The 21,347-nt window shown below is 69.7% G+C and carries 22 protein-coding genes and 6 pseudogenes; 16 read left to right on the forward strand and 12 right to left on the reverse strand.

The window, feature by feature from the left end; genetic code table 11:
• Nucleotides 1-95: 95 nt before the first annotated feature.
• A complete protein-coding gene (gene ddaH, locus ACWD6R_RS27415) occupies nt 96-872 on the forward strand; it encodes a dimethylargininase (protein ID WP_451821150.1) in 777 nt (258 codons plus the stop codon).
• Nucleotides 873-987: 115 nt separating this feature from the next.
• Nucleotides 988-1,962: an acyl-ACP desaturase gene (locus ACWD6R_RS27420; protein WP_451821151.1), complete on the forward strand. Its 975-nt coding sequence runs from the start codon at nt 988-990 to the stop codon at nt 1,960-1,962.
• A gap of 497 nt (nt 1,963-2,459) precedes the next feature.
• On the opposite strand, the gene ACWD6R_RS27425 is transcribed toward ACWD6R_RS27420, so the two are convergent.
• Entirely contained in the window at nt 2,460-2,714 is a 255-nt protein-coding gene (locus tag ACWD6R_RS27425; protein ID WP_327243128.1) for a WhiB family transcriptional regulator, read from the reverse strand.
• A gap of 72 nt (nt 2,715-2,786) precedes the next feature.
• Entirely contained in the window at nt 2,787-3,587 is an 801-nt protein-coding gene (locus tag ACWD6R_RS27430) for a VOC family protein (RefSeq protein ID WP_451821152.1), read from the reverse strand.
• 278 nt (nt 3,588-3,865) lie between these two features.
• Between ACWD6R_RS27430 and ACWD6R_RS27435 the strand changes: the two genes are divergently transcribed.
• A complete protein-coding gene (locus tag ACWD6R_RS27435; RefSeq protein ID WP_451821153.1) occupies nt 3,866-4,264 on the forward strand; it encodes a hypothetical protein in 399 nt (132 codons plus the stop codon).
• 28 nt (nt 4,265-4,292) lie between these two features.
• Here the strand turns inward: ACWD6R_RS27435 and ACWD6R_RS27440 are convergent.
• Nucleotides 4,293-4,670, reverse strand: a pseudogene (locus tag ACWD6R_RS27440) (HAD-IA family hydrolase); the annotation flags it as partial.
• Between ACWD6R_RS27440 and ACWD6R_RS27445 the strand changes: the two are divergent.
• Both ACWD6R_RS27445 and ACWD6R_RS27450 read left to right on the forward strand, forming a co-directional pair.
• A pseudogene (locus ACWD6R_RS27445) lies at nt 4,644-4,892 on the forward strand (IclR family transcriptional regulator domain-containing protein); the annotation flags it as partial. The pseudogenes ACWD6R_RS27440 and ACWD6R_RS27445 overlap by 27 nt on opposite strands.
• Before the next feature lie 121 nt (nt 4,893-5,013).
• Nucleotides 5,014-7,218, forward strand: coding sequence for a DEAD/DEAH box helicase (locus ACWD6R_RS27450; RefSeq protein ID WP_451821154.1), 2,205 nt, complete (start codon nt 5,014-5,016; stop codon nt 7,216-7,218).
• A 30-nt stretch (nt 7,219-7,248) separates the two neighbouring features.
• Here ACWD6R_RS27450 and ACWD6R_RS27455 read toward each other — a convergent pair.
• The 3 genes and pseudogenes from ACWD6R_RS27455 to ligD all read right to left on the reverse strand — a co-directional run.
• Nucleotides 7,249-7,650 (reverse strand): annotated as a pseudogene (locus ACWD6R_RS27455) (multicopper oxidase domain-containing protein); the annotation flags it as partial.
• 90 nt (nt 7,651-7,740) lie between these two features.
• Nucleotides 7,741-8,820 carry an ABC transporter permease gene (locus ACWD6R_RS27460; protein WP_451821155.1) on the reverse strand — a complete coding sequence of 360 codons (1,080 nt, stop codon included), beginning with the start codon at nt 8,818-8,820 and terminating at the stop codon, nt 7,741-7,743.
• Nucleotides 8,817-9,839: a non-homologous end-joining DNA ligase gene (ligD, locus tag ACWD6R_RS27465; protein WP_451821156.1), complete on the reverse strand. Its 1,023-nt coding sequence runs from the start codon at nt 9,837-9,839 to the stop codon at nt 8,817-8,819. The genes ACWD6R_RS27460 and ligD overlap by 4 nt, the downstream gene beginning before the upstream one ends.
• Nucleotides 9,840-9,915: 76 nt before the next feature.
• On the opposite strand from ligD, the gene ACWD6R_RS27470 reads away from it, so the two are divergent.
• Nucleotides 9,916-10,977, forward strand: a complete 1,062-nt coding sequence (locus ACWD6R_RS27470) for an ATP-dependent DNA ligase (RefSeq protein WP_451821157.1) — start codon at nt 9,916-9,918, stop codon at nt 10,975-10,977.
• A gap of 142 nt (nt 10,978-11,119) precedes the next feature.
• Nucleotides 11,120-11,293 carry a hypothetical protein gene (locus tag ACWD6R_RS27475; RefSeq protein ID WP_451821158.1) on the forward strand — a complete coding sequence of 58 codons (174 nt, stop codon included), beginning with the start codon at nt 11,120-11,122 and terminating at the stop codon, nt 11,291-11,293.
• On the opposite strand, the gene ACWD6R_RS27480 is transcribed toward ACWD6R_RS27475, so the two are convergent.
• Both ACWD6R_RS27480 and ACWD6R_RS27485 read right to left on the reverse strand, forming a co-directional pair.
• Nucleotides 11,290-12,309, reverse strand: a complete 1,020-nt coding sequence (locus ACWD6R_RS27480; protein ID WP_451821159.1) for an MASE1 domain-containing protein — start codon at nt 12,307-12,309, stop codon at nt 11,290-11,292. The two genes, ACWD6R_RS27475 and ACWD6R_RS27480, sit on opposite strands and share 4 nt — an antisense overlap.
• Before the next feature lie 89 nt (nt 12,310-12,398).
• The gene (locus ACWD6R_RS27485; protein WP_451821160.1) at nt 12,399-13,229 is read right to left on the reverse strand and encodes a PP2C family protein-serine/threonine phosphatase; all 831 of its coding nucleotides are present in this window, start codon (nt 13,227-13,229) and stop codon (nt 12,399-12,401) included.
• Between the two features lie 325 nt (nt 13,230-13,554).
• On the opposite strand from ACWD6R_RS27485, the pseudogene ACWD6R_RS27490 reads away from it, so the two are divergent.
• From ACWD6R_RS27490 to ACWD6R_RS27505, 4 genes and pseudogenes are all read left to right on the forward strand, one after another.
• Nucleotides 13,555-13,860 (forward strand): annotated as a pseudogene (locus ACWD6R_RS27490) (PucR family transcriptional regulator); the annotation flags it as partial.
• Nucleotides 13,861-14,079: 219 nt separating this feature from the next.
• The gene (locus ACWD6R_RS27495) at nt 14,080-14,343 is read left to right on the forward strand and encodes a hypothetical protein (RefSeq protein ID WP_451821161.1); all 264 of its coding nucleotides are present in this window, start codon (nt 14,080-14,082) and stop codon (nt 14,341-14,343) included.
• Nucleotides 14,297-14,452 (forward strand): annotated as a pseudogene (locus tag ACWD6R_RS27500) (acyl-CoA dehydrogenase family protein); the annotation flags it as partial. The gene ACWD6R_RS27495 and the pseudogene ACWD6R_RS27500, both read left to right, overlap by 47 nt.
• A 526-nt stretch (nt 14,453-14,978) precedes the next feature.
• Nucleotides 14,979-15,818, forward strand: coding sequence for a hypothetical protein (locus tag ACWD6R_RS27505; protein ID WP_451821162.1), 840 nt, complete (start codon nt 14,979-14,981; stop codon nt 15,816-15,818).
• A 223-nt stretch (nt 15,819-16,041) separates the two neighbouring features.
• Here ACWD6R_RS27505 and ACWD6R_RS27510 read toward each other — a convergent pair whose 3' ends face one another.
• Nucleotides 16,042-16,500, reverse strand: a complete 459-nt coding sequence (locus tag ACWD6R_RS27510; RefSeq protein ID WP_451821163.1) for a YchJ family protein — start codon at nt 16,498-16,500, stop codon at nt 16,042-16,044.
• Between the two features lie 246 nt (nt 16,501-16,746).
• Between ACWD6R_RS27510 and ACWD6R_RS27515 the strand changes: the two genes are divergently transcribed.
• Both ACWD6R_RS27515 and ACWD6R_RS27520 read left to right on the forward strand, forming a co-directional pair.
• A complete protein-coding gene (locus ACWD6R_RS27515; RefSeq protein ID WP_451821164.1) occupies nt 16,747-17,163 on the forward strand; it encodes a cupin domain-containing protein in 417 nt (138 codons plus the stop codon).
• A gap of 58 nt (nt 17,164-17,221) precedes the next feature.
• On the forward strand, nt 17,222-18,709 hold the full coding sequence (locus ACWD6R_RS27520; RefSeq protein ID WP_451821165.1) for a membrane-associated oxidoreductase: 1,488 nt from the start codon (nt 17,222-17,224) through the stop codon (nt 18,707-18,709).
• 12 nt (nt 18,710-18,721) lie between these two features.
• Here ACWD6R_RS27520 and ACWD6R_RS27525 read toward each other — a convergent pair.
• The 3 genes and pseudogenes from ACWD6R_RS27525 to ACWD6R_RS27535 all read right to left on the reverse strand — a co-directional run.
• Nucleotides 18,722-18,829: pseudogene (locus ACWD6R_RS27525) on the reverse strand (SAM-dependent methyltransferase); the annotation flags it as partial.
• Between the two features lie 33 nt (nt 18,830-18,862).
• Nucleotides 18,863-19,105 carry a DUF397 domain-containing protein gene (locus ACWD6R_RS27530; RefSeq protein WP_037698613.1) on the reverse strand — a complete coding sequence of 81 codons (243 nt, stop codon included), beginning with the start codon at nt 19,103-19,105 and terminating at the stop codon, nt 18,863-18,865.
• Between the two features lie 3 nt (nt 19,106-19,108).
• Entirely contained in the window at nt 19,109-19,969 is an 861-nt protein-coding gene (locus ACWD6R_RS27535; RefSeq protein ID WP_451821166.1) for a helix-turn-helix domain-containing protein, read from the reverse strand.
• A gap of 204 nt (nt 19,970-20,173) precedes the next feature.
• Here ACWD6R_RS27535 and ACWD6R_RS27540 point away from each other — a divergent pair, with 204 nt between their 5' ends.
• The 3 genes from ACWD6R_RS27540 (at nt 20,174) to ACWD6R_RS27550 (ending at nt 21,270) form a co-directional block, all read left to right on the forward strand.
• Nucleotides 20,174-20,632 (forward strand): ATP-binding protein, encoded by a 459-nt coding sequence (locus tag ACWD6R_RS27540; protein ID WP_451821167.1) that lies wholly within the window; start codon nt 20,174-20,176, stop codon nt 20,630-20,632.
• Nucleotides 20,626-21,069 carry a hypothetical protein gene (locus ACWD6R_RS27545; protein WP_451821168.1) on the forward strand — a complete coding sequence of 148 codons (444 nt, stop codon included), beginning with the start codon at nt 20,626-20,628 and terminating at the stop codon, nt 21,067-21,069. The genes ACWD6R_RS27540 and ACWD6R_RS27545 overlap by 7 nt, the downstream gene beginning before the upstream one ends.
• 63 nt (nt 21,070-21,132) lie before the next feature.
• Nucleotides 21,133-21,270, forward strand: a complete 138-nt coding sequence (locus ACWD6R_RS27550) for a hypothetical protein (RefSeq protein ID WP_451821169.1) — start codon at nt 21,133-21,135, stop codon at nt 21,268-21,270.
• Nucleotides 21,271-21,347: the final 77 nt, after the last annotated feature.

Raw genomic sequence — 21,347 nt, forward strand, 5'->3', positions numbered from 1 at the left:
CCTGTGCCACTGTTGCTCCGAGTACGCCGACAGCCCCGAGCACCCGCCACCGGGGCCGTCCCCACCCCACGCCGAAAACTGTAGGGAGCCTGCCCGTGCCCAGTAGAAAAGCCCTGGTCCGCCGCCCCGACCCGCGCCTCGCCGAGGGGCTCGTCACCCATGTCGAGCGTACCCCCGTCGATGTCCGCCTCGCGGTCGAGCAGTGGGAGCGGTATGTCGCCGTCCTCGGCGAGTACGGATGGGAGACGGTCGAGGCGAAGCCGGCGGACGGATACCCGGACAGCGTGTTCGTCGAGGACACCGTGGTGATGTTCCGGAACGTGGCGCTCATCGCCCGGTCCGGCGCGGAGTCCCGCCGGGGCGAGACTGCGGCCGTGGAGGAGGCACTGGCCGGACTCGGCTGCTCGGTGAACCGGGTGAGGGAGCCGGGCACGCTGGACGGCGGCGACGTCCTGAAGATCGGCGACACGGTCTTTGTCGGGCGCGGCGGCCGGACGAACGCGGAGGGGGTGCGGCAGCTCAGATCCGCGTTCGAGCCGCTGGGCGCCCATGTCGTAGCCGTGCCGCTGACCAAGGTGCTGCACCTGAAGTCCGCGGTGACGGCACTGCCGGACGGCACAGTCGTCGGGTATCCACCCTTGATTGATGAACCGTCGCTTTTCGGACGTTTCCTACCTGTTCCGGAGGAAGCGGGCTCGCACGTGGTGCTGCTCAGTGGCGGGAATCTGCTGATGGCTGCGAGTGCACCGAAGACCGCGGAGCTGTTTGCCGGGCTCGGATATCACCCTGTATCAGTGGATATCAGCGAGTTCGAGAAACTGGAAGGATGCGTGACCTGTCTCTCCGTACGCCTGCGCGACCTGCAGACATAACGGTACGTAGTCGGACTTCGCGCGGGCGGAGTTGGCGGGGGCCTTACTCCCGCTTTAACCTACGGTCTCGTAACCTACGAGACCGTAGGTACTTCTCCCGTCCCCAGGAGCCCCCGTGACGATCACCTCTCCCCACCTCGGCAGTTCAAAGGCGTGGACCGACGCCCAACTGCTGCACTCCCTGGAAGAGGTGGTGGAGAAGGAGCTCAACCGCCATCTCAGGGTCGCCAAGGACTGGATGCCCCACGAGTACGTCCCCTTCTCGGACGGCCGGAATTTCCCCGGCGTCTTCGAGGACGGTGAGGCGTGGCAGGCCGACCAGTCCAAGGTCACCGACATCGGCAAGATCGCACTGGTCGTGAACCTGCTGACCGAGGACAACCTCCCCAGCTACCACCACGAGATCGCCTCCCTGTTCGGCCGTGACGGCGCCTGGGGCACCTGGGTGCACCGCTGGACCGCTGAGGAGGGCCGGCACGGCATCGTGATGCGCGACTACCTGCTCACCTCGCGCGCCGTCGACCCGGACAAGCTGGAGCAGTTCCGCATGGCGCACATGGCGGAGGGATTCGAGTCCGACAACCGACACTCGATGCTGCACTCCGTGGCGTACGTCGCCTTCCAGGAACTCGCGACCCGCGTCTCGCACCGCAACACCGGTCACCAGTCGGGCGACCCGGTCTGCGACCGCATGCTGGCCCGGATCGCCACCGACGAGAACCTGCACATGGTCTTCTACCGCAACCTGCTCGGCGCGGCCTTCGAACTCGCCCCGGACCTGACGATGCAGGCCGTGCGTGACGTCGTGGTCAACTTCCGGATGCCCGGTCACGGCATGCCCGGCTTCGAGCGGGCCGCAGCGCAGATGGCGATCGGCGAGATCTACAACATGCGGATCCACCACGACGACGTGATCCAGCCCGTGCTGCGTTACCTGAAGATCTTGGACATCGACGGGCTCGGCCCGGACGGGCTGAAGGCGCAGGAGGAGCTGGGGCTCTACATGGGCGGACTGGACAGCGAGGCGGCCAAGTTCGACGAGAAGCTGGCCGCGCGCAAGGCGCGGATGGCCGCCCGCGCGAACGCCTGACCCGCCGCTCTCGCGGAGGCCTGCGCCCCAGGCCTCCGCGAAACGCCTGACCCACAGCCCGCACAGCACCCGACGGCCCACGAGCCCGCTCAATCATGGGCCGTCACCTCTGCGTGACGCGGCATCACGCACATCGGGACCGCGACGGTGATACGGGGGCAGCACATCGAGCGGCGTGGCGCCCGCGGTGACGAGAGAGACCTCGCCCGCCGGTCGGCAACCGCTGCGTGGAAGGCGCCGTGCTGTAGTCCCAGTCGTAGGCGGTCCTGAGGAGCTTCGGGATGGCGGCCGGAATCCCGATCTCCGGCTTTCGGTCGCGCCCTCCCGCCTCGACGAGCGCGACCCGGACCCGTGGGGTCCTCGGAGAGTCGCGCGGCCGGCATGCAGTCGGCCGATCCCGCCCCGACGACGATGTTGTCGTACTCGCTCAACCCGGCTCCCCGGAGATACGGACTCAGGACCGCGGAGGGGCGAAGTCTGGGATGTACAGGGGAAGTTCAGGCCCTGTCGCGCTCAACTCTGCGCAGCCGTTCCCGCTCCTTCTCCGAAAGTCCGCCCCAGACGCCGAACCGTTCGTCGTTATCGAGGGCGTACTCCAGGCAGGCCACCCGGCCCTCGCAGGCGTTGCACAGCTGCTTCGCCTCACGTGTGGAGCTGCCGGGGGCAGGGAAGAAGAACTCGGGTCCCGCTTGCGCGCAGAGCGCCGTCTCCTGCCAGGCGAGTGCGGGGTCGGTCACGGTGTTGATCAGCATGGCGCACACAGTGCCCGGTCGCGATAAACGACTGCTCAACGCCGCATCAATGCGCGGACGTACGCCCTCCGGTCAGCTTTCCGACGTGTCCGAGCTCTTGATCACGGCGAACTGCGCCCCGTACGGATCGGCGACGTTGGCGAACTTGCCCACGCCTTCCATCTCCATCGGCTCCAGCGTCAGCTTGCCGCCCAGCCGCTCGACGTCCGCAACCGTGGCGTCGCAGTCGTCGACCTCGAAGTACGGCAGCCAGTGCGGTCCCAGAACGCCCTGTGTCGCAACGGCGTCGAGGGGTACGAGCCCGCCGAAGTCGGCGCGCTCGCCGCCGCCCTCGGTACGGATCAGAGTGTAGGACCCACCGCCGCCGGGGTACGCCACCTGTTGGGTCTCCCACCCGAAGACCATGCCGTAGAACGCGGCGGCCGCGGGCACGTCCGGGGTGTACAGCTCGGCCCAGCAGAGCGAGCGCGGCTCGCTCATCACGCCCAGGCCGGTGTTCTTCTTGGGCTGCCAGGTCCCGAAGTACGCCCCGTCCCGGTCCGTGAAGCCGCCCATCCGACCGAAGTCGAGGACATCCATCGGCTGGAAGGGCACCGCGCCGCCGGCCTGCTCGACCGCCTTGGCGGTGGCATCGGCATCGGGCGTCCGGAAGTAGACCGACCAGGACGACTTCGCCTGCTCCGGAGTGACGGTCATGGCTCCCGCGACCGATTTCCCGTCCAGCATGAACATCCCGTACCCGCCGGTCTCGGGACCGCCGGGAACGAAGTCCCAGCCGAAGAGGCCCCGGTAAAAGGTGGTGGCCCGGTCGAGGTCGGGCGTGCCGAGATCGAGCCAGTTGGGGGATCCGGTGACAAAACCGGTAGTGAGCATGGTGCGCTCCTTCAGCGAGTCCCGCGTGTGCACTGCAGGGGTTTCTCCTGACCATCCGAGTCTTGCACCGGGCACTGACAACCGCAGACTGCGCAACGCGGGAAACCATTGCGCCTCGGCGCGGCCTTCATGGATGATCGGCGCATGACCACCAGAAAGGCTCATGCCTCGTAGGCGCCCCCTGCTCCGCCCCTCGGCCCACGCGCCGCCGGCACCTGTGCATGTCCGCAGCCGCCCGGTTCACGTTCCGCGTTCCTGCTTTCCTGCCGAGGAGCACCATGGAGTCCACACCTCTGACCCCGTACGCCCGTCTGCCGCACACCTACCGGGGTCTGCACATGATGAGCAGCACCGTCGACGCGTACGGCCGCGCGCACTGGCTGCTGAGCAAGCACATCCCCGTGCGTGGCACGTCCGATCCGCATCCGTACGAAGCCACGATGGTCACCGCGGACGACGGCCGTGTGTACGAGACACACCTCAGCGCGGTGCAGTTGTACTGCTCTGCCTTCGACGCGCTCCCGGACGGCGGATTCGTACTGGCGGAATGCTGCAGCACCATCGACAGGCAGCACGTGCAGGTCTTCGACGCGCTGGGCCGGTCGTCCTGGATGTTCCGGATGTATGTGCGGGAGCGCAAGGGCACGGACTGGTCGGTGTTCGACCTCGGCGAGTAGTACCGCCGCGGCCCGCCCCTCTCCGGGATCAGAAGAGGTCCAGGATCTCGTCGAGGGCCGCGATCGAGGGCATGTCTTCGGTGGCGGCGACGTCACGGCACAGCGCGCGCCCCTCGTAGCCGAGCTCGATCGACGCCGCGACGAGGTCCGGATCGTCGTCGACGAACAGGCTCTGTGCGGGCTCCAGCCCCAGGCCGGCGCTCGCGTGGCGGTACATGCGGGGGTCCGGCTCGGTGCAGCCGAGCTCGGCGGAGGTCGCGTACACCTCGAAGAACTCCCCCGGTCCGAGCCCGGCGTGAAGTCCGGGGAGATTGGGCCGGGCGTCCGACACGACCGCCATACGCACGCCGCGCCTGCGCAGCTCCTGGAGCGTTCCCAGCACGTCCGGGTACGTCTCCAGGACGCCTACGCGCTCAACGACGGCGAGTCTGCGTACGGGGTACGGACGTTGGCCGTCCCGGTGCTGGACGGCGCCGGTCCTGCGCGGTTCGCCCTGGCGGTACGGGCGACGCCCGAGGTGATCACGGAGGGGCGCACCGAGTGGTTCCTGGCGCGGGCGCGGTCCTGCGCCAGGGCGCTGGAGGTCCTGCTGCTGTCCCCGGCCGAACGCCGTCCGCCCGCGTCCTGACCGTGTATCGGGGCTCTCGCTCCGCCGGGCCTGCACTGTCATCGGCCCATGGCACGATATGTCTCACTCGGGCAGCTGCCGGGCAAGGCGGCAGCGGGGCTGCGCGGACAGAGGAACGTACATGACAGAGGCCGGGGAGACCGGTACCGGGGCGAGGGACACCGGGGCGCCGACGGGGAAGGCAGCCCGGGAGCTGATCGCAGAAGCCGAACGGCTGCTCGACGCGGCGCGTGCCGTGCTGGCCGACCACACCCGCGCGACCGACGCCATACACGCCGCTCTCACCCCGATCCTCGACTCCCTGATCCACCGTGAGCTGGCCGCGATCCCGGTCTCCCGGCTCAAGGACGTCACCGAGGGCCGGTTGCGCCTCGGCGCGGTCGAGCAGGCGGGCTACACGACGGTCGGTCAGGTCCATGAGGCCAATCGGTACGAGCTCCGCCAGATCCCCGGCGTCGGTGCGCAGACCGCCGATCAGGCGCTCGCCGCCGCGGGCCAGATCGCGCACGCGGTCCGGGACACGGTCGCCGTCCGGATCGACGTGGAGGCGCCCGACGAGTCCACGACCGCCCTGGTCATGGCGTTGCACCGACTGGTCGAGGCCGGTCCGGACGTCCGGCGGGCCGTGGACGCGGCCCGGCGGCTCGTCGGGCGGCTGGAGCCGCTGCTCACCGAGGCCGGACCGGCCCGCGGGCGGTTGCGCATGCTGTTCGCCGGGCGGCAGGCCCGTGCGGCGGCGCTCACTGCCGTCGCCTCTGTCCGGACCGTGGTCGAGGCGGCGGAGCGCGGGCTTCCGCTGCTGTTCGGGCAGGTGTCGGTCGATCTGCTGCGGGCCCCGGAGTCGGACCTCGCGGCGTGGGTCGACTTCGAGCTGCGGTCCGCCGAGTACTACAGCCTGCTCGCCGAGATGTCGGGCACGCGCCCCGACCGGGACGCCGCCGAGGGGTTCCTTCCGTCGGGGATCGCCGACCGGGTGCGCGGGCTGCGGCTCGACGATGCGCATCTGCGGGTCTCCCTGCGGGGCTACCAGTCGTTCGGTGCGCGCTTCGCGCTCGCGCAGAAGCGGGTGATCCTCGGCGACGAGATGGGGCTCGGGAAGACCGTGCAGGCGATCGCCGCGCTCGCGCACCTCTCGGCGCGGGGCGAGACGCACTTCCTGGTGGTCTGCCCGGCGAGCGTGCTGATCAACTGGGCGCGGGAGCTCCGGGCCCGGTCCACCCTGCGGGTGCTGCCGGTGCACGGCCCCGAGCGGCAGGAGGCGTTCGCCGATTGGCGCGAGCGCGGCGGGGTCGCCCTCACCACCTTCGACGCCCTGCACACCCTCCCGGCCGCCCGGGACGGCGGGAAGCGGCCCGGCATGCTGGTCGTCGACGAGGCGCACTACGTCAAGAACCCCGCCACCCGCCGCTCGCGCGCGGTCTCCGGCTGGGCGGGGCGCACCGAACGGGTGCTGTTCCTGACCGGTACGCCGATGGAGAACCGGGTCGAGGAGTTCCGCAGCCTGGTTCGTCATCTCCAGCCCGAACTGGCACCGTCGATCAGGACCACCCACGGGATCGCCGGTTCACACGCCTTCCGCCGCGCCGTCGCGCCCGCCTATCTGCGGCGCAACCAGGAGGATGTGCTGACCGAACTCCCGGCGCTGGTGCAGGTCGACGAGTGGGAGGAGTTCAGCGAGGCGGATCTCGACGCCTACCGGGAGGCGGTCGCCGCCGGACAGTTCATGCGGATGCGCCGGGCCGCGTACGCCCGTCCGGAGACCTCCGCGAAGCTGAACCGGCTGCGCGAGCTGGTCACGGAGGCCGCCGGCAACGGGCTCAAGGTCGTCGTGTTCTCCTACTTCCGCGAGGTGCTCACCACGGTCCGGGAGGCCCTGGGCAACGGGGTGTTCGGGCCGGTCTCCGGCAACGTCCCGGCCGCCCGGCGGCAGGAGCTGATCGACGAGTTCAGCACGGTGGACGGCCACGCGGTCCTGCTGAGCCAGATCCAGGCCGGGGGCGTCGGGCTGAACATGCAGGCCGCGTCGGTTGTCATCCTCTGCGAGCCACAGATCAAACCGACGATGGAGCACCAGGCCGTGGCCCGCGCCCACCGGATGGGGCAGATACGCACGGTCCAGGTGCACCGGCTGCTCGCGACGGACAGCGTCGACCAGCGGATGCTGGACATCCTGGCCCGCAAGGAGCGGCTGTTCGACGCGTACGCGCGGCGCAGCGACGTCGCCGAGACGACGCCGGACGCCGTGGACGTGTCGGTCGGGAGCCTGGCCAGGCGCATCGTCGAGGAGGAACAGCTACGCCTGGCGACGGTGCCGACGGAACCCTGAGCGGATTGTGTCAGCCTCGGTCCGTCGGCCTCAGGTCTTGTCGGTCATCGCCTTGTCGTTCATCGGCGTGTCGGCCGTCATGTCATGCATGGCATGGGGGTCGTAGCCCGGGACCGTGCCGTCCGCCTTGGCGACCAGCAACAGTCCGGCCAAACCCATGTCGGAGTGGCTCTGCACATGGCAGTGGTACATCCAGGCACCCGCGCCCACGTGTTCGCCCGCGATGACCTGGAAGCCGAAGGAGTCCGCCGGGCCGACGATCTTCGTGTCGATGACGCGGCTGGGATCGTCGGGCCCGGCGAGCAGCCCGGTGCGATTGTCCGCCCAGCGATGACCGTGGATGTGGAACGTGTGGTAGTACTCGCCGTGCGTGATCATGACCACTTCGAGCCGGTCGCCCACGGTGGCCTCGAAGTTGGGGCTCTCGTGGGCTACACCAAGCTCTTCGACGGCACGGCGACGTCGTTCGCCAAGTGGCAGCAGGTCGGCGGCGGCAGGTTCGGGCTCAACGCCGACGGAAGGTCAGGAGGCCGTGGCCGCATGCTGAGGCATGTGGTCACGGCCTCCGGGGTACCGGTGGCGCCATAGCCAGAACACCGTGCAGGAGACCAGCGACCAGCCGGCGAGCACCAGGTAGGGGAAGATCCGCTGGTGCCCCTGGTAGTAGACGGCGGCGTGCTGGGCGTTGACCGAAGCGCCCGGGGGGAGCCAGCGGCCGATGAAGCCCAGCACCGACGGCAGCAGCGGCCAGGACACTGCACCGCCGGAGGACGGGTTGCCGAGCAGCACCATCAGTCCCCAGGTGGGGATCATCGCCCAGCGCCCCATGAGGGTGTTGAACATGGTGAAGACCATGCCCGTGGTGAACATCGTGAAGGCGAGAATCATCCACGACTGGACGAACGGCAGATCGACGGAGCCGAGCAGCCAGTCCACCACGGCGGCGATCGCGAAACCGCCGAGCAGGGCGTAGGTGACGGTGAACCCCATCCGCTCCAGGGGATTCAGCGCCTTGGCGTGCACGCTCAGCTGGATGGCGCCGATGAATCCGACGACCACGGCGGCGAGCGAGATATAGAAGAGGGCGAGGCCGCGCGGATCGCCCCGCTGCAGGGGCTTCACGTCCGTGACCTTGACCGGCACCTGGGCCGCTTCCCCCACCTTCAGCGTGGACTCGGCGAGCAGCTGGGCGACCGAGGCTCCGGACGCGCTCGCGACATCCACGGCGACCCCGCCGTTCGCGGACCGCAGGACGGCGAAGGCCTTCTGTTCCTCCAGCGCGGTGCGGGCCTCGGCTTCGGTGGCGTACTCGTGCAGCACCAGCGAGGTGTCGAGCGCGACCTCCAGCCGGGCGAGGAATGCCTTGTCGCGCGGAGTGCCGAGGTCGCCGACCGCGGCGGCCGGGATGTTGCGCGGGGTCGGATTGGCCATCGCGTACGTGTAGGAGCCGGCGAAGAGACCGGCTGCCGCCGCGATGATGAACAGCAGCACGACGGCGGGCAGATACGGGGACTCCTTGAACGCCGCCCAGCTGTCACCGCGGGTCCGGGGGCGGGCGTGTTCCCCGTACGGAGTGACGGGCTCCAGATCGGGCGCGCTCATGCCTCCCCGTCCTCGTCGTGCCGGGCGCGGCTCGGCTGAACCCGCTTGGGTTCGCCGGGCATCTTCGGGTACTCCGGCGGGTAGGGCATGTCACCGAGCCCGCGCTCCCGCTCGTCCCGGTCCGCCAGTTCCAGCAGCCGGTCGAGCCGGAAGGCGTGGTCGTCCATGTCCGCGTGCACGTCGCCGACCTCCGCGTACCGCTTCGGCATGGTGCGGATGTCGAAGTCCCGCGGCTCGGCGTCGTCGATCTCGTCCCAGCGCAGCGGTGCGGAGACCGGAGCGTGCGGGCGGGGCCGCACGGAGTAGGCGGAGGCGATCGTCCGGTCGCGGGCGGTCTGGTTGTAGTCGACGAAGATGCGTTCGCCGCGCTCCTCCTTCCACCACGCGGTGGTTACCCGGTCCGGCATCCGGCGTTCGAGTTCGCGGCCGGCCGCGATGGCCGCGCGACGGACCTCGGTGAAGGTCCAGCAGGGTTCGACGGGGACGAAGACGTGGATGCCGCGGCCGCCGGAGGTCTTGGGCCAGCCGCGCAGACCGTGGTCGTCGAGGACGGCGCGCAGCTCATGGGCGGCGGTGACCGCGTCGGCGTAGTCCGTGCCGGGCTGCGGGTCAAGGTCGACGCGGAGCTCGTCCGGGTGGTCGGTGTCGGCTCTCCGTACCGGCCAGGGGTGGAAGGTGAGCGTGCCGAGGTTGGCCGCCCACAGGACGGCGGCGAGTTCGGTGGGGCAGATCTCGTCGGCGGACCGGCCGCTGGGGAAGGCGATGCGGGCGGTGGGGATCCAGTCGGGGAGGTTCTTCGGGGCGCGCTTCTGGTAGAAGAAGTCGCCGTCGACACCGTCGACGAAGCGCTGGAGTGTGGTCGGCCGGTCGCGCAGGGCGCGCGTGATCCCGGCGCCCACGGAGAGGAAGTACTCGGCGACGTCCCGCTTCGTGTAGCCCTTCTCCGGGAAGTACACCTTGTCGGGGTTGGACAGCCGCACTGCCCGTCCGTCTGCATCCAGCTCCACCGCTGCGCCCATGGGGGCCACGGTAGGCCGGGCCCACATATGCCGCATATCGGGAGCCACGTCGAGGTATCCGAGCAAGAATCGGTCCATGGACCTGCCGGTGATGCCGCCCGTGAAGCCGATGCTCGCCAAGTCCGTGTCCCGGATCCCGCCGGGCATGCAGTACGAGGCCAAGTGGGACGGCTTCCGGGCGATCGTGCACCGCGACGGCGACGAGGTGGTGATCGGCAGCCGCACCGGCAAGCCGCTCACCCGGTACTTCCCCGAGCTGGTCACGGCGGTCCGGGAGAATCTGCCGCCTCGCTGTGTGATCGACGGCGAGATCGTCGTCGCGTACGACGGGAAACTGGACTTCGACCGGCTCAGCGAACGCATCCATCCGGCCGATTCACGGGTGCGGCTGCTCGCCGAGCAGACCCCGGCCAGTCTGGTCGCCTTCGACATCCTCGCGGTGGGCGACGACTCGCTGCTCTCCACCCGGCAGGCGGACCGCCGCTCCGTCCTGGAAGCGGCGCTGTCCGGCGCCTCGGCCCCCGTCCATCTCGCCCCCGCGACCACCGACCCGGCCGTCGCCCAGCAGTGGTTCGAACGGTACGAGGGTGCCGGGCTCGACGGTGTCGTCGCCAAGCCGCTGGATCTGCCGTACCGCCCGGACGTCCGCGTCATGTACAAGATCAAGCACGAGCGGACCGCCGACTGTGTGGTGGCGGGATACCGCTTCCACAAGAGCGGCCCGGTCGTCGGCTCGATGCTGCTCGGCCTGTACGACTCCGAAGGCGTCCTGCAGCACGTCGGGGTCTGCGCGGCGTTCTCGATGAAGCGCCGCGAGGAGCTGGTCGCTGAGCTGGAGCCGTTGCGGACGGAGTTCGCCGACCATCCGTGGGCGGCGTGGGGGGATGCCGCCGCCCACGAAACCGCCCGGCTGCCCGGTACACCGAGCCGCTGGTCCGGGAAGAAGGACCAGTCATGGGTGGCGCTGCGTCCGGAGCGGGTGTGCGAAGTCGGTTACGACCACATGGAGGGCGACCGGTTCCGGCACACGGCCCGGTTTCGCCGGTGGCGGCCCGACCGCACCCCCGGGAGCTGTACCTACGCACAGCTGGAAGAAATGGTGCGGTACGACCTGGCCGAGGTGCTGTCAGCCCGCTGATATCGCGCCCGACGGGGTGGCGCAGCCCCAGCCACCGTCCCGCCATGCCGGCCGCGGACGGGACGGGGCGACGGACGCAGCTGTCTGTGTCTCCTCGCACTCGGCAAGCGGCTCCATCAGGCTCGGCAACACCGTGGTGCCGGTGGGTGCCGGCGACCTCCAGGTCGACATGGTCACGCACCCGGGCGGTGGCGCGACGGTTGTCTCGCCTCCGGGCGGCGCGCTCGTCGCCGACTCCGCGCAGATCCCCGGTGGGCTGCTCGGCCTGATGTCCACCGGGGCGCGTACGGAGAGGTCGCCGGCCGGACACCCCTAACGATCGTCGGCGCGGCCGTCCGGGTCGTCGGGGTCGTCGGACGTCAGCCACTGGTCGGTGACCGGGTGGTCCGGCATGGCCGCCACTATGTCGGTGAGCCGCCCGCAGAGCCGGTTGATCTCGTCGTGGGTGCGGTTCCGCTCGGTGATGACCGCCGCGAGCAGCAGCGCGGTCAGTGCCGTGGCGCCGTTGAAGGCCTGGAGCGTGACCATATTGGTGAAGAGCTCCTTATGGGCGAATGGACCGGCCCCGCGGCTGGCGGCCAGAATCGCCAGCATGGAGACTCCGAGCGCACACGACGCGGCGCCGGCGCGTTCGAATCGGAACGCGGCCCAGATCAGGAACGGGAAGACAAGGAAGAGCAGGGAGGCACTGCTGCTGCCCGTCGCCAGGAGCGTGACCGCAAGGGTGCCGAGCAACAGGGCCGCCGCTTCGGCCCACCGCCGGAGTGCCACACCGCGTGGCCACCGCGCCTCGCGAAGGACGAGCAGAAACGGTGCGACGACCAGCACCCCCATGGCGTCGCCGGTCCACCACACCGACCACGTGGGCCAGAAATCTCCTGCCGGCACGGCGCCGGAGAGCACCAGCACGCTGCTGCCCATGGTCGCACTGATGAGCATCCCGCCCAGGGCGCCGATGAAGACCAGCGCCAGCGCGTCGCGCAGCCGGTCCAGATCGTTGTGGAACCCCGCACGCCGCAGCATCAGGTAGGAGCAGACCGGTGCGAGCGTGTTTCCCACCATGATGACCAGAACGGTGAGAGCCGTCGGTCCGATGGACACGTTCGCAAGAAAGGCCCCGATCGCAATGCCCGGCCAGACGCGGAGCCCGAAGACGAGCAGACCGGCCAGGGCAATGCCGGTAGGGGGCCAGAGCGGCGTGACCTGTCCGCGCACCAATTGTTCGAGGAGACCCAGCTGGGCGGCCCCGTAGTAGGCGGCTGCGACAGCGAGGACCAGGAGAGTCGCGGCGCCCTTGCGCCGAAGCTCCGGATTGGTCACCACGGCAGTCATCAGACACCACCTGGAAGGGCTCGACCGGCCATGACGGGCCGGGAGCCACCTCGGTCGTTGCAGCGCGGAACATGCAGCGCGGGCCATGGCTACCCCGCGCCGGGGAGGCCGGCATATCGGACGACGAGGACTGCGGCATCGTCGCAGTGGCCCGTCAGATCGGCCACCTTCACCACGTCACGAGCCAGCTCGTCGGGGTCGCCGTCGTAACCACTGCAGACCAGCCGTACCACCTCCTCCAGCCCTTTCTCCATCGGGCAGGCCGGTCCTTCCACCACCCCATCGGTGACCATGACCAACGATCCCGGCTCCGTCAGCCATCGTCGCGTCACCGGATAGACCTCCCCGGGGAGTATGCCGAGGGGCGGACCGCCACTGTCGAGGATGATGCCGGAGTGACCGGCGGACGTGGCCCAGACCATCGGGATGTGGCCTGCGCGGGAGATGGCGAGCGCGCCGCTGAGCGGGTCGAAGGTCAGGAAGCAGCAGGTCGCGAAAAGGCCGCAGCCCATGGAAATGAGCAGATCATTGGCGCGGCTCAGTACCTCGCCCGGATCGGTCGTGGCGCAGGCGAGGGCCCTCAGGCTGGTGCGGGCCTGTCCCATGAAGGCAATGGCTTCCACGTCGTGACCCTGCACGTCACCGATGGCGATCCCGACCGCCCCGTTCGTCATCGGAAAGGCGTCGTACCAGTCGCCCCCTACATCGAGACCGTCATGCGAGGGGGTGTAACGGGCCGCGATGGCCAGGTGGGGCAGCTGCGGAAGCCGGGGCGGGAGCAGATGGCGCTGCAATGCCTCGGCCAGTTCCACGCGCGCCCGCTGGATCCTGAGCCGCTCCAGCGCCTGGTCGACAAGACGCCCGAGGGTGAGCAGGGCTTCCTGGGAGCTGTCGGCATGGGTGGTGCGGTGTCGGCGCATGGGCCCCTCCGGGGGCGTTCCTACATGACCCGTATACCACCTTAGTTCTCTTCGTACCGGGGGGCCGGACTACTGGCTGACGGTGCAGGGACCCTCCAGCGGGATGGGGTCACCGCCGTTGATGGGACTTCTCCGAGGTAGGCGGATCCGGTCCAGCCCTGAGGAACCGTCGCCGACGACGACGCCATCGTCAACAGGCGTCACGACTTCGTGCCAGGCATCGTCGGCATGGTCGGCGGGCAGGGGGCAGAGGGCTCACTCGGAATACAGGTGGTGTCCTGGTTCATGGTGATCGCGTTCCCGGGGCCGGAGAGGGAAGCGGTGGTGGTTCCTCTCCGACCCGGCCTTCCTCGACCAGCTCGCCCGGCGCGAACTCGCACCCATCGCGGAGATCAGCGCCAACCGGCGCGAGCGGCTGATCGAGACGTTGCGGATCTGGCTCGAAACCCGCGGTACCGCCGCCCAGATGGGCGAGCTGCTCCACGTACACCCGCAGACGGTCCGCTACCGGATGCGCAATCTGGAGACCATCTTCGGCGAGCAAATCGTCGACCCCGAGTCGCGGTTCTCGACCGAGGCGGCGCTGCGTGCGATGCAGCTGCGCGCCCGCAGCGACGACGCGCCGCCCTGATCGGCGCAGCGCGGATTCCGACCGAGCACGTACCTCACGCGGAGTCAACTTACTTGCGAGTAAGGAGAAATAGCCGGTCACTCTCAAACGGTTGCCAGACGGAGACGTTCTCCATGGGAAACCCGGAACTGCTTCCCGTTACATAAGGAGGAGTCGACCGCCCACCCGGCGGCCGCGGAGCACCACCTCCTGGTCAACCATCCGAGAGGGAAACCCCCCATGACCGCCTCGCACCTCCTCGTTCCCGTGCCGATCCCGGACCGCGTCGCCGAACTGATCGGGTCCTGCATCCCGCCGCACATCGTGCGGGCAGAGTTCGACGCCGAGTGCGCCGCCCGCGAGGTCCGCAGGTTCCGCGGCCCGCGGCTCTGCATCGAGGACCAGGCGGACCGCGAGCAGGCCCTGTCCGAACTGGCGCAGGCCAACAAGGTCCTGGCCGCCCACCATCCCCGGCTGGCGGTGCGCCCCGGCAGCTCCTGGTGACTCACCCGCATCCGACCCGAGGGTCGCTGCCTTTTGCGTCTCCGAACCTCAGGCCGGCTCCGATGTCTCCGCGACGACCACCAGGGCCCGTTACGACGAATCCCACGAACGCCGGGCGCGAAGCCGGACGATGTGCCTGCGTCGCCCCCGATTCCACCCGGTCCGGGGGCGGTTGGATGTGCACACTGCGGGCGTGGGGGGCGCTGTCGCCGGAGAGTGCGGCCCGACGCCGGGCTGCTGGTGGAGTGGGCGGCCGCGGTCCGGCCGATGTCGGGACGGCCTGAACTGCGCGGCTCCGGCTGAGGCATCGGCCAAGGAGGGTACGGAGCGGCGTGACGGGCTCGGCGAGCGCCCCTGCCGCCCATCAGCGCCGATCGAGATGCCGTGGGGGTGGCCGGCTGAGACGCGAAACCATACGATCACGTGTGACCGGCGCACGGGGGCGGAGGCGACTTCGGGCCCCGGGCAAAGACGCCCTGCCCGGAAGGGGTGAATCCGTCGCGAGAGAATGTCGGGCAGTGGCGACACGTGCGACTCCTGTGGGGCAGAGGTCAGGATGCTCCAACGTGGTGAACGGGCAACGCCATCAAGGTTATTGATCCGCTGTCCGCCCCCGCACCCCCTGGGAGAACCTCATGCCTGCCGGTCCGCGCCCGTCCGTCCTCTTCGTCACCGACCTCGCGTACCAGGCGCGCGGCCGCCGCTACTGCGACGAGGACATCTTTCTCACCTCGCGGCTGCGCGAGGAATTCGATGTCGCACTCTGTCATCCGCGCGACGCGGCGGCGCTGCTCGACGGCTTCGACGCCGTCGTTGTCCGCAACAGCGGTCCGGTGCTGCACTACCAGGAGGCGTACGACGCGTTCTGCGCCCGCGCCCGCGAGCGGAAGGTGCCGGTGTACAACCCGCTGACCGGGCGCGGTGACATGGCGGGCAAGCAGTATCTGGTCGATCTGAGCACCTCGAAGTACCCGGTGATCGCGACCGTGGACCGGGCGGGCGATCTGGGGCAGCTGCCCGGGGCGGCTGAGTATGTGATCAAGCCGAAGCTGGGCGCGGACTCGGTCGGGCTGCGCTTCGTCACGCCGGACGAGCTCGCGGCCGAGGTGGGCGCCGAGCCGGACGGCACCGTGCTGGTTCAGCCGAGGATCGACTTCCGCTACGAGGTGTCCTTCTTCTTCATCGACCGCGACTTCCAGTACGCGCTCTACGCACCGCACCCCGAGCAGCGCTGGGTGCTGGAACCGTACGAGCCGACGGTGGCGGATCTGGACTTCGCCCGCCGGTTCGTGGAGTGGAACGACCTCGCCCACGGCATCCAGCGCGTCGACGCGTGCCGGACGGCGGACGGTGAGCTGCTGCTCGTCGAGCTGGAGGACCTCAATCCGTATCTTTCGCTGGACCGGGTGACGGACGAGGTGCGGGAGGCCTTCGTGGCCCGGATGAAGAAGTCGGTACGGGCGCTGCTGCGCTGACCCGGCCGCCCGTCCCCCGCATGCGGGCCCGGACCGTCTCCGGCGCCCGGACGGAGTGGGTCGAGGAACAGCTCTGGATCACGACGGTGAGGGCGTGCCCGAGATTCCGTCGGCGCATCTGTCGTACGCGGATCTCGCGGTGGCGCTGGTGGACGGGTTCGAGAAGCCGACGCTCCACCGCACGCGGGTGTCCGTCTTCAACTGAGCCGGGCACGGGCAGCCGTCAGTCGACGAAGACCGCCGTCGCGTAGACCCAGGCGCCCTCGTGCCGGACGAACCGGCTCTTCTCATGGAGCGAGTCCGGACGGCCGTGGTCCCTGTAGTGGGCGCGGAAGGTGACCGTGCCCGTGGTGTGGAACGCGCTGCCGTCCGTCGTCTCCAGGATCTCCAGGCGCACCCAGCGCATGCCGGGATCGAAGTCGACGACGGGCGGCCGGGTGTCCGGGTGCCAGGTGCGGAGGAGATACGCCGCGTCCTGGACGACGAAGGCGGCGTACCTCGAACGCATCAGCGCCTCGCAGGTCGGCGCGGCGGCGGTGCCGGCGTGCAGTCGTCCGCAGCAGTCCGCGTACGTGGCGGGCAGGCCGCACGGGCACGGCGAAGCCGGGGTGATCGCGGTCACCGGGGCGTTCCGGGTGCTCGCGGCGGAGGGCTGCCGGGGGCGTGTGCTGCGTCGGGACATGCGTCCATTGTGACCTGTGGCGGGCGGGTCAGTGCGTCCGGGTGAACGTGCGCCGGTACTCGGTGGGGGTGAGCCCGGTACGGCGGCGCAGCTGGGCGCGCAGGTTCGTCGCCGTACCGAGTCAGCCGGCGCGGGCGACCAGATCGAGGCGTTCCTCGCCGCGCTCCGGCAGCCGCGAGGATTCTTGCGTCCTATGCGTTGCACAGCACTCCCCCTTCGTGGGGCCCAGCACCGAAGATGGGGATCATGAGCGATGACACGACGAAGGCCGGCCCGGACCCCATCCTGCTGAGCGAGGTCCTCACGACATTCGAAACCCTGTGGAGCCCCCGGATCGTGACCCGCGTCAACGACTACGACGTACGGGTCGCCAAGGTCCGGGGCGAGCACGTCTGGCACGTCCATGACGACACCGACGAGTTCTTCCTCGTCCTCGACGGCACGCTGGACATCGTCCTGCGCGAGGACGGCGGCGAGCGCACGGTCACGCTCGACCGGGGCGCGGTGTTCGTCGTCCCGCCCTCCACCTGGCACAAGCCGTTCTCGGCGGACGGCGCCTCGCTGCTGCTGTTCGAGCCGTCCGGTACGTCATCGGTGGGCGACCGGCACGACGACGTGCCCGACCATGTCGACGCCACCACCGGACACACACTGGAGGGCTGAATCGACCGGGCGAAGGCGTGGGTTGACACTCCGTCGGACACGGGTCAGAGTCCCGCCGATGGAGATCACCGAGTTGACCCCCGCCGAGCGCCGTGTCCGGGACGCCTTCCCGCGCGGTGTCGCTGTCGATTTCCGTACCGGAGTGGAGGCCGAGGACGACCCGGAGACCGGGGAGGGCTGGGGTCCTGAGCGCACCGTGCGCGCCGAGTTGCTGAGGGCGCTGCTGGTCGGCGGCCTGCGGGAGGACGGCCAGGTGTCCGCGCTGCGCATCCTGGGCGCACGGATCACGGGCACGCTGAATGTGCGGTACGCGATCGCCGAGTGCGCGGTGCTGCTGGCCGGATGCCATTTCGAGCAGGCACCCAACCTGTACGGCTCGCAGCTTCGGCAGCTCAATCTGAGCAATTCCGTGCTGCCTGGCCTGATCGCCGCGACCATCCGGATCGACGGTGTGCTGCGGCTCACCGACTGCCGGATTTCCGGTCCGGTCCGGCTCGGCGGCTCGAAGATCACCCAGGCGCTGTTCTTCGACCGGACCCGCATCGGGGTGAACGCGGACGGCACGCCCGCACCCAACGACGAGGCCGTTCTCCAGCTGAATCACGTGGCGGTCGGGGACGACCTGTGGTGGCCCGGACTGGTCGTGCACGGTGAGGTCCGGCTCGGTGGAGCCGCCGTCACGGGGCAGATCCAGCTCGACGACGCCGAACTGCACCACCCCGGGGCGACCGCGCTGCAGGCCGAGAACCTCACCGTCGGATCCGATGTCCACGGGATGCGGATCCGGGTCCAGGGGCGGGTCAATCTGCGCGGCGCCCGGATACCGGGCCAGCTCAACCTCGCGTACGCCCACCTGTCCAACCCCGGCGGCGTCGCGCTGCGCGTCAGCAGTGCCACCATCGGCGAACTCTGGCTGCGGGAGGCTGCCCCGATCGAGGGCGGGATAAATCTGCGCCGGGCGAAGTTCGATCTCATCCACGCCGACCCCGCGGTCTGGCCGCACCGTGCCCGGCTCGACGGTCTGACGTACACGGCCCTGCTCCCCCACCTGCCGGCCGAGCAGCGGCTGCCGCTGCTCGAACGGGAGGAGGAGGGCTACGTACCGTACGCATACGAGCAGTTGACGGCGGCGTACCGGCGGATCGGCGACGACGACGCCGCGCGTACGGTGCTCCTCGCCAAGCAGCGCAGACACCGCGCCACCCTGCCCGCGTACGCCCGGCTGTGGGGGCATCTCCAGGATGTCACCGTCGGGTACGGCTTCCGGCCGGTGCGGGCCGCCGCCTGGCTCTTCTCGCTGCTGCTGGCCGGGTCGCTGGTGTACACGCTGCATCATCCGAGCCCTCTGAAGGCCGACGAGGCTCCGCCGTTCAGTCCGTTCGTCTACACACTGGACCTGCTCCTGCCGATCGTCGACTTCGGGCAGGAGCGGGCGTTCAACCCTCAGGGCTGGTACCAGTGGCTGTCGTACGTCCTGATCGCGACCGGGTGGCTGCTCGCGACGACGATCGCCGCGGGCATCACCCGGTCGGTCAGCAGGCAGTGAGCATGCCGGTGACGCCTGTTCGAGGATGGTCTCCGGCTCTCGGGCATCGACCTGGATGTACTCGGTGGCGCCCTCGGGGGTGGAGCGCAGCAGGGCCGCCGCGTGCGCAAGGACGATCGGGACTGAGTGTGGCAAGGACAGACGCCGGACGCGTCAGATTCCGGTAAGGAGGAAGTCCGCCTGGCCGGCCTTGGCTCCCTGGATGAAGGCGGCGATCTCACGGTGGGTGTAGATCAGGGCGGGGCCGTCGGGATCCGCGGACTGGCGTACAGCGACTCTGCCGTCGGCCAGCTTCATGGCCTCGACACAGTTGCCGCCGTTCCCACCGCTCCACGGCTTGTACCAGCCTTCGGAGCCGAGTTCGCCGGCGGGCATGCCGTTGTATATGGGGTCCATCGATCACAGCTCCTTGCGGAAGTCCCGGAGGATTTCCTTCGTGCGTTGTGCAGTTGCGGCCTGAGCCGCCATGCGGTCCATGACTTCGAGGTAGGAGGCCACCTCGGGGCGCGCGTCGAAGTAGACGGCGCCGGTCAGGTACTCGCTGTACACCATGTCGGGCAGTTCGGGGACGGCGAAGCGGAAGAGGACGAACGGGCCGTAGGTGCCCGGGTGGTGGCCGGTCTCGAACTCCGCGATCTGCAGTGTCACATGGGGCATCTCGGTGGCGTCCAGCAGCCGGTCGATCTGCGCGCGCATGGCGTCGACGCTGCCGACGGGACGGCGCAGGACCGTCTCGTCCATCACCACCCACAGCTTCGGGGCATCCGGCCGCGTCAGCAGGGACTGCCGCTCCATCCGCAGCGCCACATGGCGCTCGATGTCCTCGGGCCGGGTCTGGCCGACGGCGCCGGTACGCATCACCGATCGGGCGTAGTCCTCGGTCTGCAGGAGTCCGGGGACGAAGTGCGGTTCGTACATGCGCAGGAGGTTCGCTGCGCCCTCCAGGCTGACGTACATGCTGAACCAGTCGGGCAGGACGTCGTGGAACCGCTGCCACCAGCCGGGCTTGTTGGCCTCCTCGGCCAGCTCGACGAAGGATTCGGCCTCCTCGTCGGCGATCCCGTAGGCCTTCAGGAGCAGTTGCACATAGGGGATCTTGAGCGCGACCTCGGCGTTCTCCATCCTGCGTATCGTCGCGGGAGCGACCCGGAGCACCTTGGCAGCCTGGTCACGGCTCAGGCCGACGCGCTCCCGCAGATCCTGCAGGCGCTTGCCGAGAACGACCTGACCCACAGTCGGGGCGGACCGCGGTTCGCTCACTTCAGACCTCCCGATGCTGTTTGCGAGCAGTGTGCCATGCATATGCCGCCAAAGACACGGCCACTCTGAAATTTTCAGAGTGCCCCTTGCCAAGTGTTCACGACAGGGGGAGAGTTGGTGAGTGAACCAGTTCACGTAGTCATGCCCGCCCTCATGCCCTGGGATGCGAGGCGTGACGAAGCCCCCCACTGTGAGGAATCGGTCGTGGCACCTGGCAGTGCGCTCATCCCCCGGCTCATCGACCTCAGCCCCGGGACGGAAGCGCTCCGATACTGCTTCGCGCTCCCTGCGCACCCGGAGTCGGTGGCCGGTGCACGGCGGCTGACACGCACCCGGCTGGACGAGTGGCAGCTGGACACGGAGGCGCACGACGCGGCGATCCTGATCGTGTCGGAACTGGTCACCAACGCGGTGGTGCACACCGTGAGCACGCGCGTCGTGTGCGAGCTGCGCTGTCTCCGAGAGACGTTGCGCATAGCCGTGCAGGACCAGGGGCACCAGCCGGGCGGCCCGAAGCTGTGCCGCACTTCCGACGACGAGCACGGACGCGGCCTGCTGCTCGTCGACGCGCTGAGCAGCGCCTGGGGATCCCGTGACGCGGGCGACGGATCGGGCCGGATCGTCTGGGCAGAACTGCCGCACGGCACGGAGCGGTCATGTTGAGGAACGCGATGTCCCATCTGCTCGGATCGCGCCTCTCCCGCGAGTCCCGGCTGCCCGGCTCCGGGGGTGACCTCGTGCAGCTGCCGCTGCCTCCCGCGCTGTCGGCGAACCTGGGCTGCGACGCGGTGGGGGTGCCTGCCGGGTACGGCTTCCGGCTCATGTCCCATCTGCCGCGCACCGGCTGCGTCTTCGCGGACGCCGACCGCTGGTGGTGGATCGTACCGGCGGGCTCGGACCTCGATCTGGACTGGCCGGCGCAGGTCGCGTACGCCAGGGGCGCGTACGTCCCCGCCGTGCGGCCGCGGCTGATCCACGCACCCGACAGTTGCACGCCGTACACCCCGCCCATTCCGCTCTTCCTGATGGTGTGCCAGGTCACGGGTGTGACGCCGTCCTGGGCGGTGGCCGGTGGTTCGCACGCGGTACCCGCCGGCTGATCCGGCCGGTACGGCCGCGGGGGCCGAGGCGTCGTCACCGTCGCCGCGGCCCCCGCGCTCGCCGTGACCGACCCGGAGCCCCTGCCGCTCGGGGATCCGCTGCTCGACCTTCCCGGAGCGTTTCTGACACCGCATCTGGCGGGCTCGCTCGGCAAGGAGCTGGAGCGGCTCGGCTCGGCTCCGCAGCGGTCGACGAGGTGAAACGGCTGGTCGCGGGGCTGCCATTCACCCGTCCCGTCCACCGCGAGGAGCTGGCACGTAGCGCCTGATCTGCGAAT

This window comes from Streptomyces sp. NPDC005151, from assembly GCF_053599875.1.

Coding starts and splice junctions, on each gene's coding strand:
- ACWD6R_RS27485 (WP_451821160.1), bottom strand. CDS start 13,229: ATGCGCCGACACCGCACCACCCATGCCGACAGCTCCCAGGAAGCCCTG.
- ACWD6R_RS27450 (WP_451821154.1), top strand. CDS start 5,014: ATGACAGAGGCCGGGGAGACCGGTACCGGGGCGAGGGACACCGGGGCG.
- ACWD6R_RS27430 (WP_451821152.1), bottom strand. CDS start 3,587: ATGCTCACTACCGGTTTTGTCACCGGATCCCCCAACTGGCTCGATCTC.
- ACWD6R_RS27545 (WP_451821168.1), top strand. CDS start 20,626: ATGTTGAGGAACGCGATGTCCCATCTGCTCGGATCGCGCCTCTCCCGC.
- ACWD6R_RS27495 (WP_451821161.1), top strand. CDS start 14,080: ATGACCGCCTCGCACCTCCTCGTTCCCGTGCCGATCCCGGACCGCGTC.
- ACWD6R_RS27515 (WP_451821164.1), top strand. CDS start 16,747: ATGAGCGATGACACGACGAAGGCCGGCCCGGACCCCATCCTGCTGAGC.
- ACWD6R_RS27435 (WP_451821153.1), top strand. CDS start 3,866: ATGGAGTCCACACCTCTGACCCCGTACGCCCGTCTGCCGCACACCTAC.
- ACWD6R_RS27505 (WP_451821162.1), top strand. CDS start 14,979: ATGCCTGCCGGTCCGCGCCCGTCCGTCCTCTTCGTCACCGACCTCGCG.
- ACWD6R_RS27530 (WP_037698613.1), bottom strand. CDS start 19,105: ATGGACCCCATATACAACGGCATGCCCGCCGGCGAACTCGGCTCCGAA.
- ACWD6R_RS27480 (WP_451821159.1), bottom strand. CDS start 12,309: ATGACTGCCGTGGTGACCAATCCGGAGCTTCGGCGCAAGGGCGCCGCG.
- ACWD6R_RS27510 (WP_451821163.1), bottom strand. CDS start 16,500: ATGTCCCGACGCAGCACACGCCCCCGGCAGCCCTCCGCCGCGAGCACC.
- ACWD6R_RS27470 (WP_451821157.1), top strand. CDS start 9,916: ATGGACCTGCCGGTGATGCCGCCCGTGAAGCCGATGCTCGCCAAGTCC.
- ACWD6R_RS27460 (WP_451821155.1), bottom strand. CDS start 8,820: ATGAGCGCGCCCGATCTGGAGCCCGTCACTCCGTACGGGGAACACGCC.
- ligD (WP_451821156.1), bottom strand. CDS start 9,839: ATGGGCGCAGCGGTGGAGCTGGATGCAGACGGACGGGCAGTGCGGCTG.
- ACWD6R_RS27520 (WP_451821165.1), top strand. CDS start 17,222: ATGGAGATCACCGAGTTGACCCCCGCCGAGCGCCGTGTCCGGGACGCC.
- ACWD6R_RS27425 (WP_327243128.1), bottom strand. CDS start 2,714: ATGCTGATCAACACCGTGACCGACCCCGCACTCGCCTGGCAGGAGACG.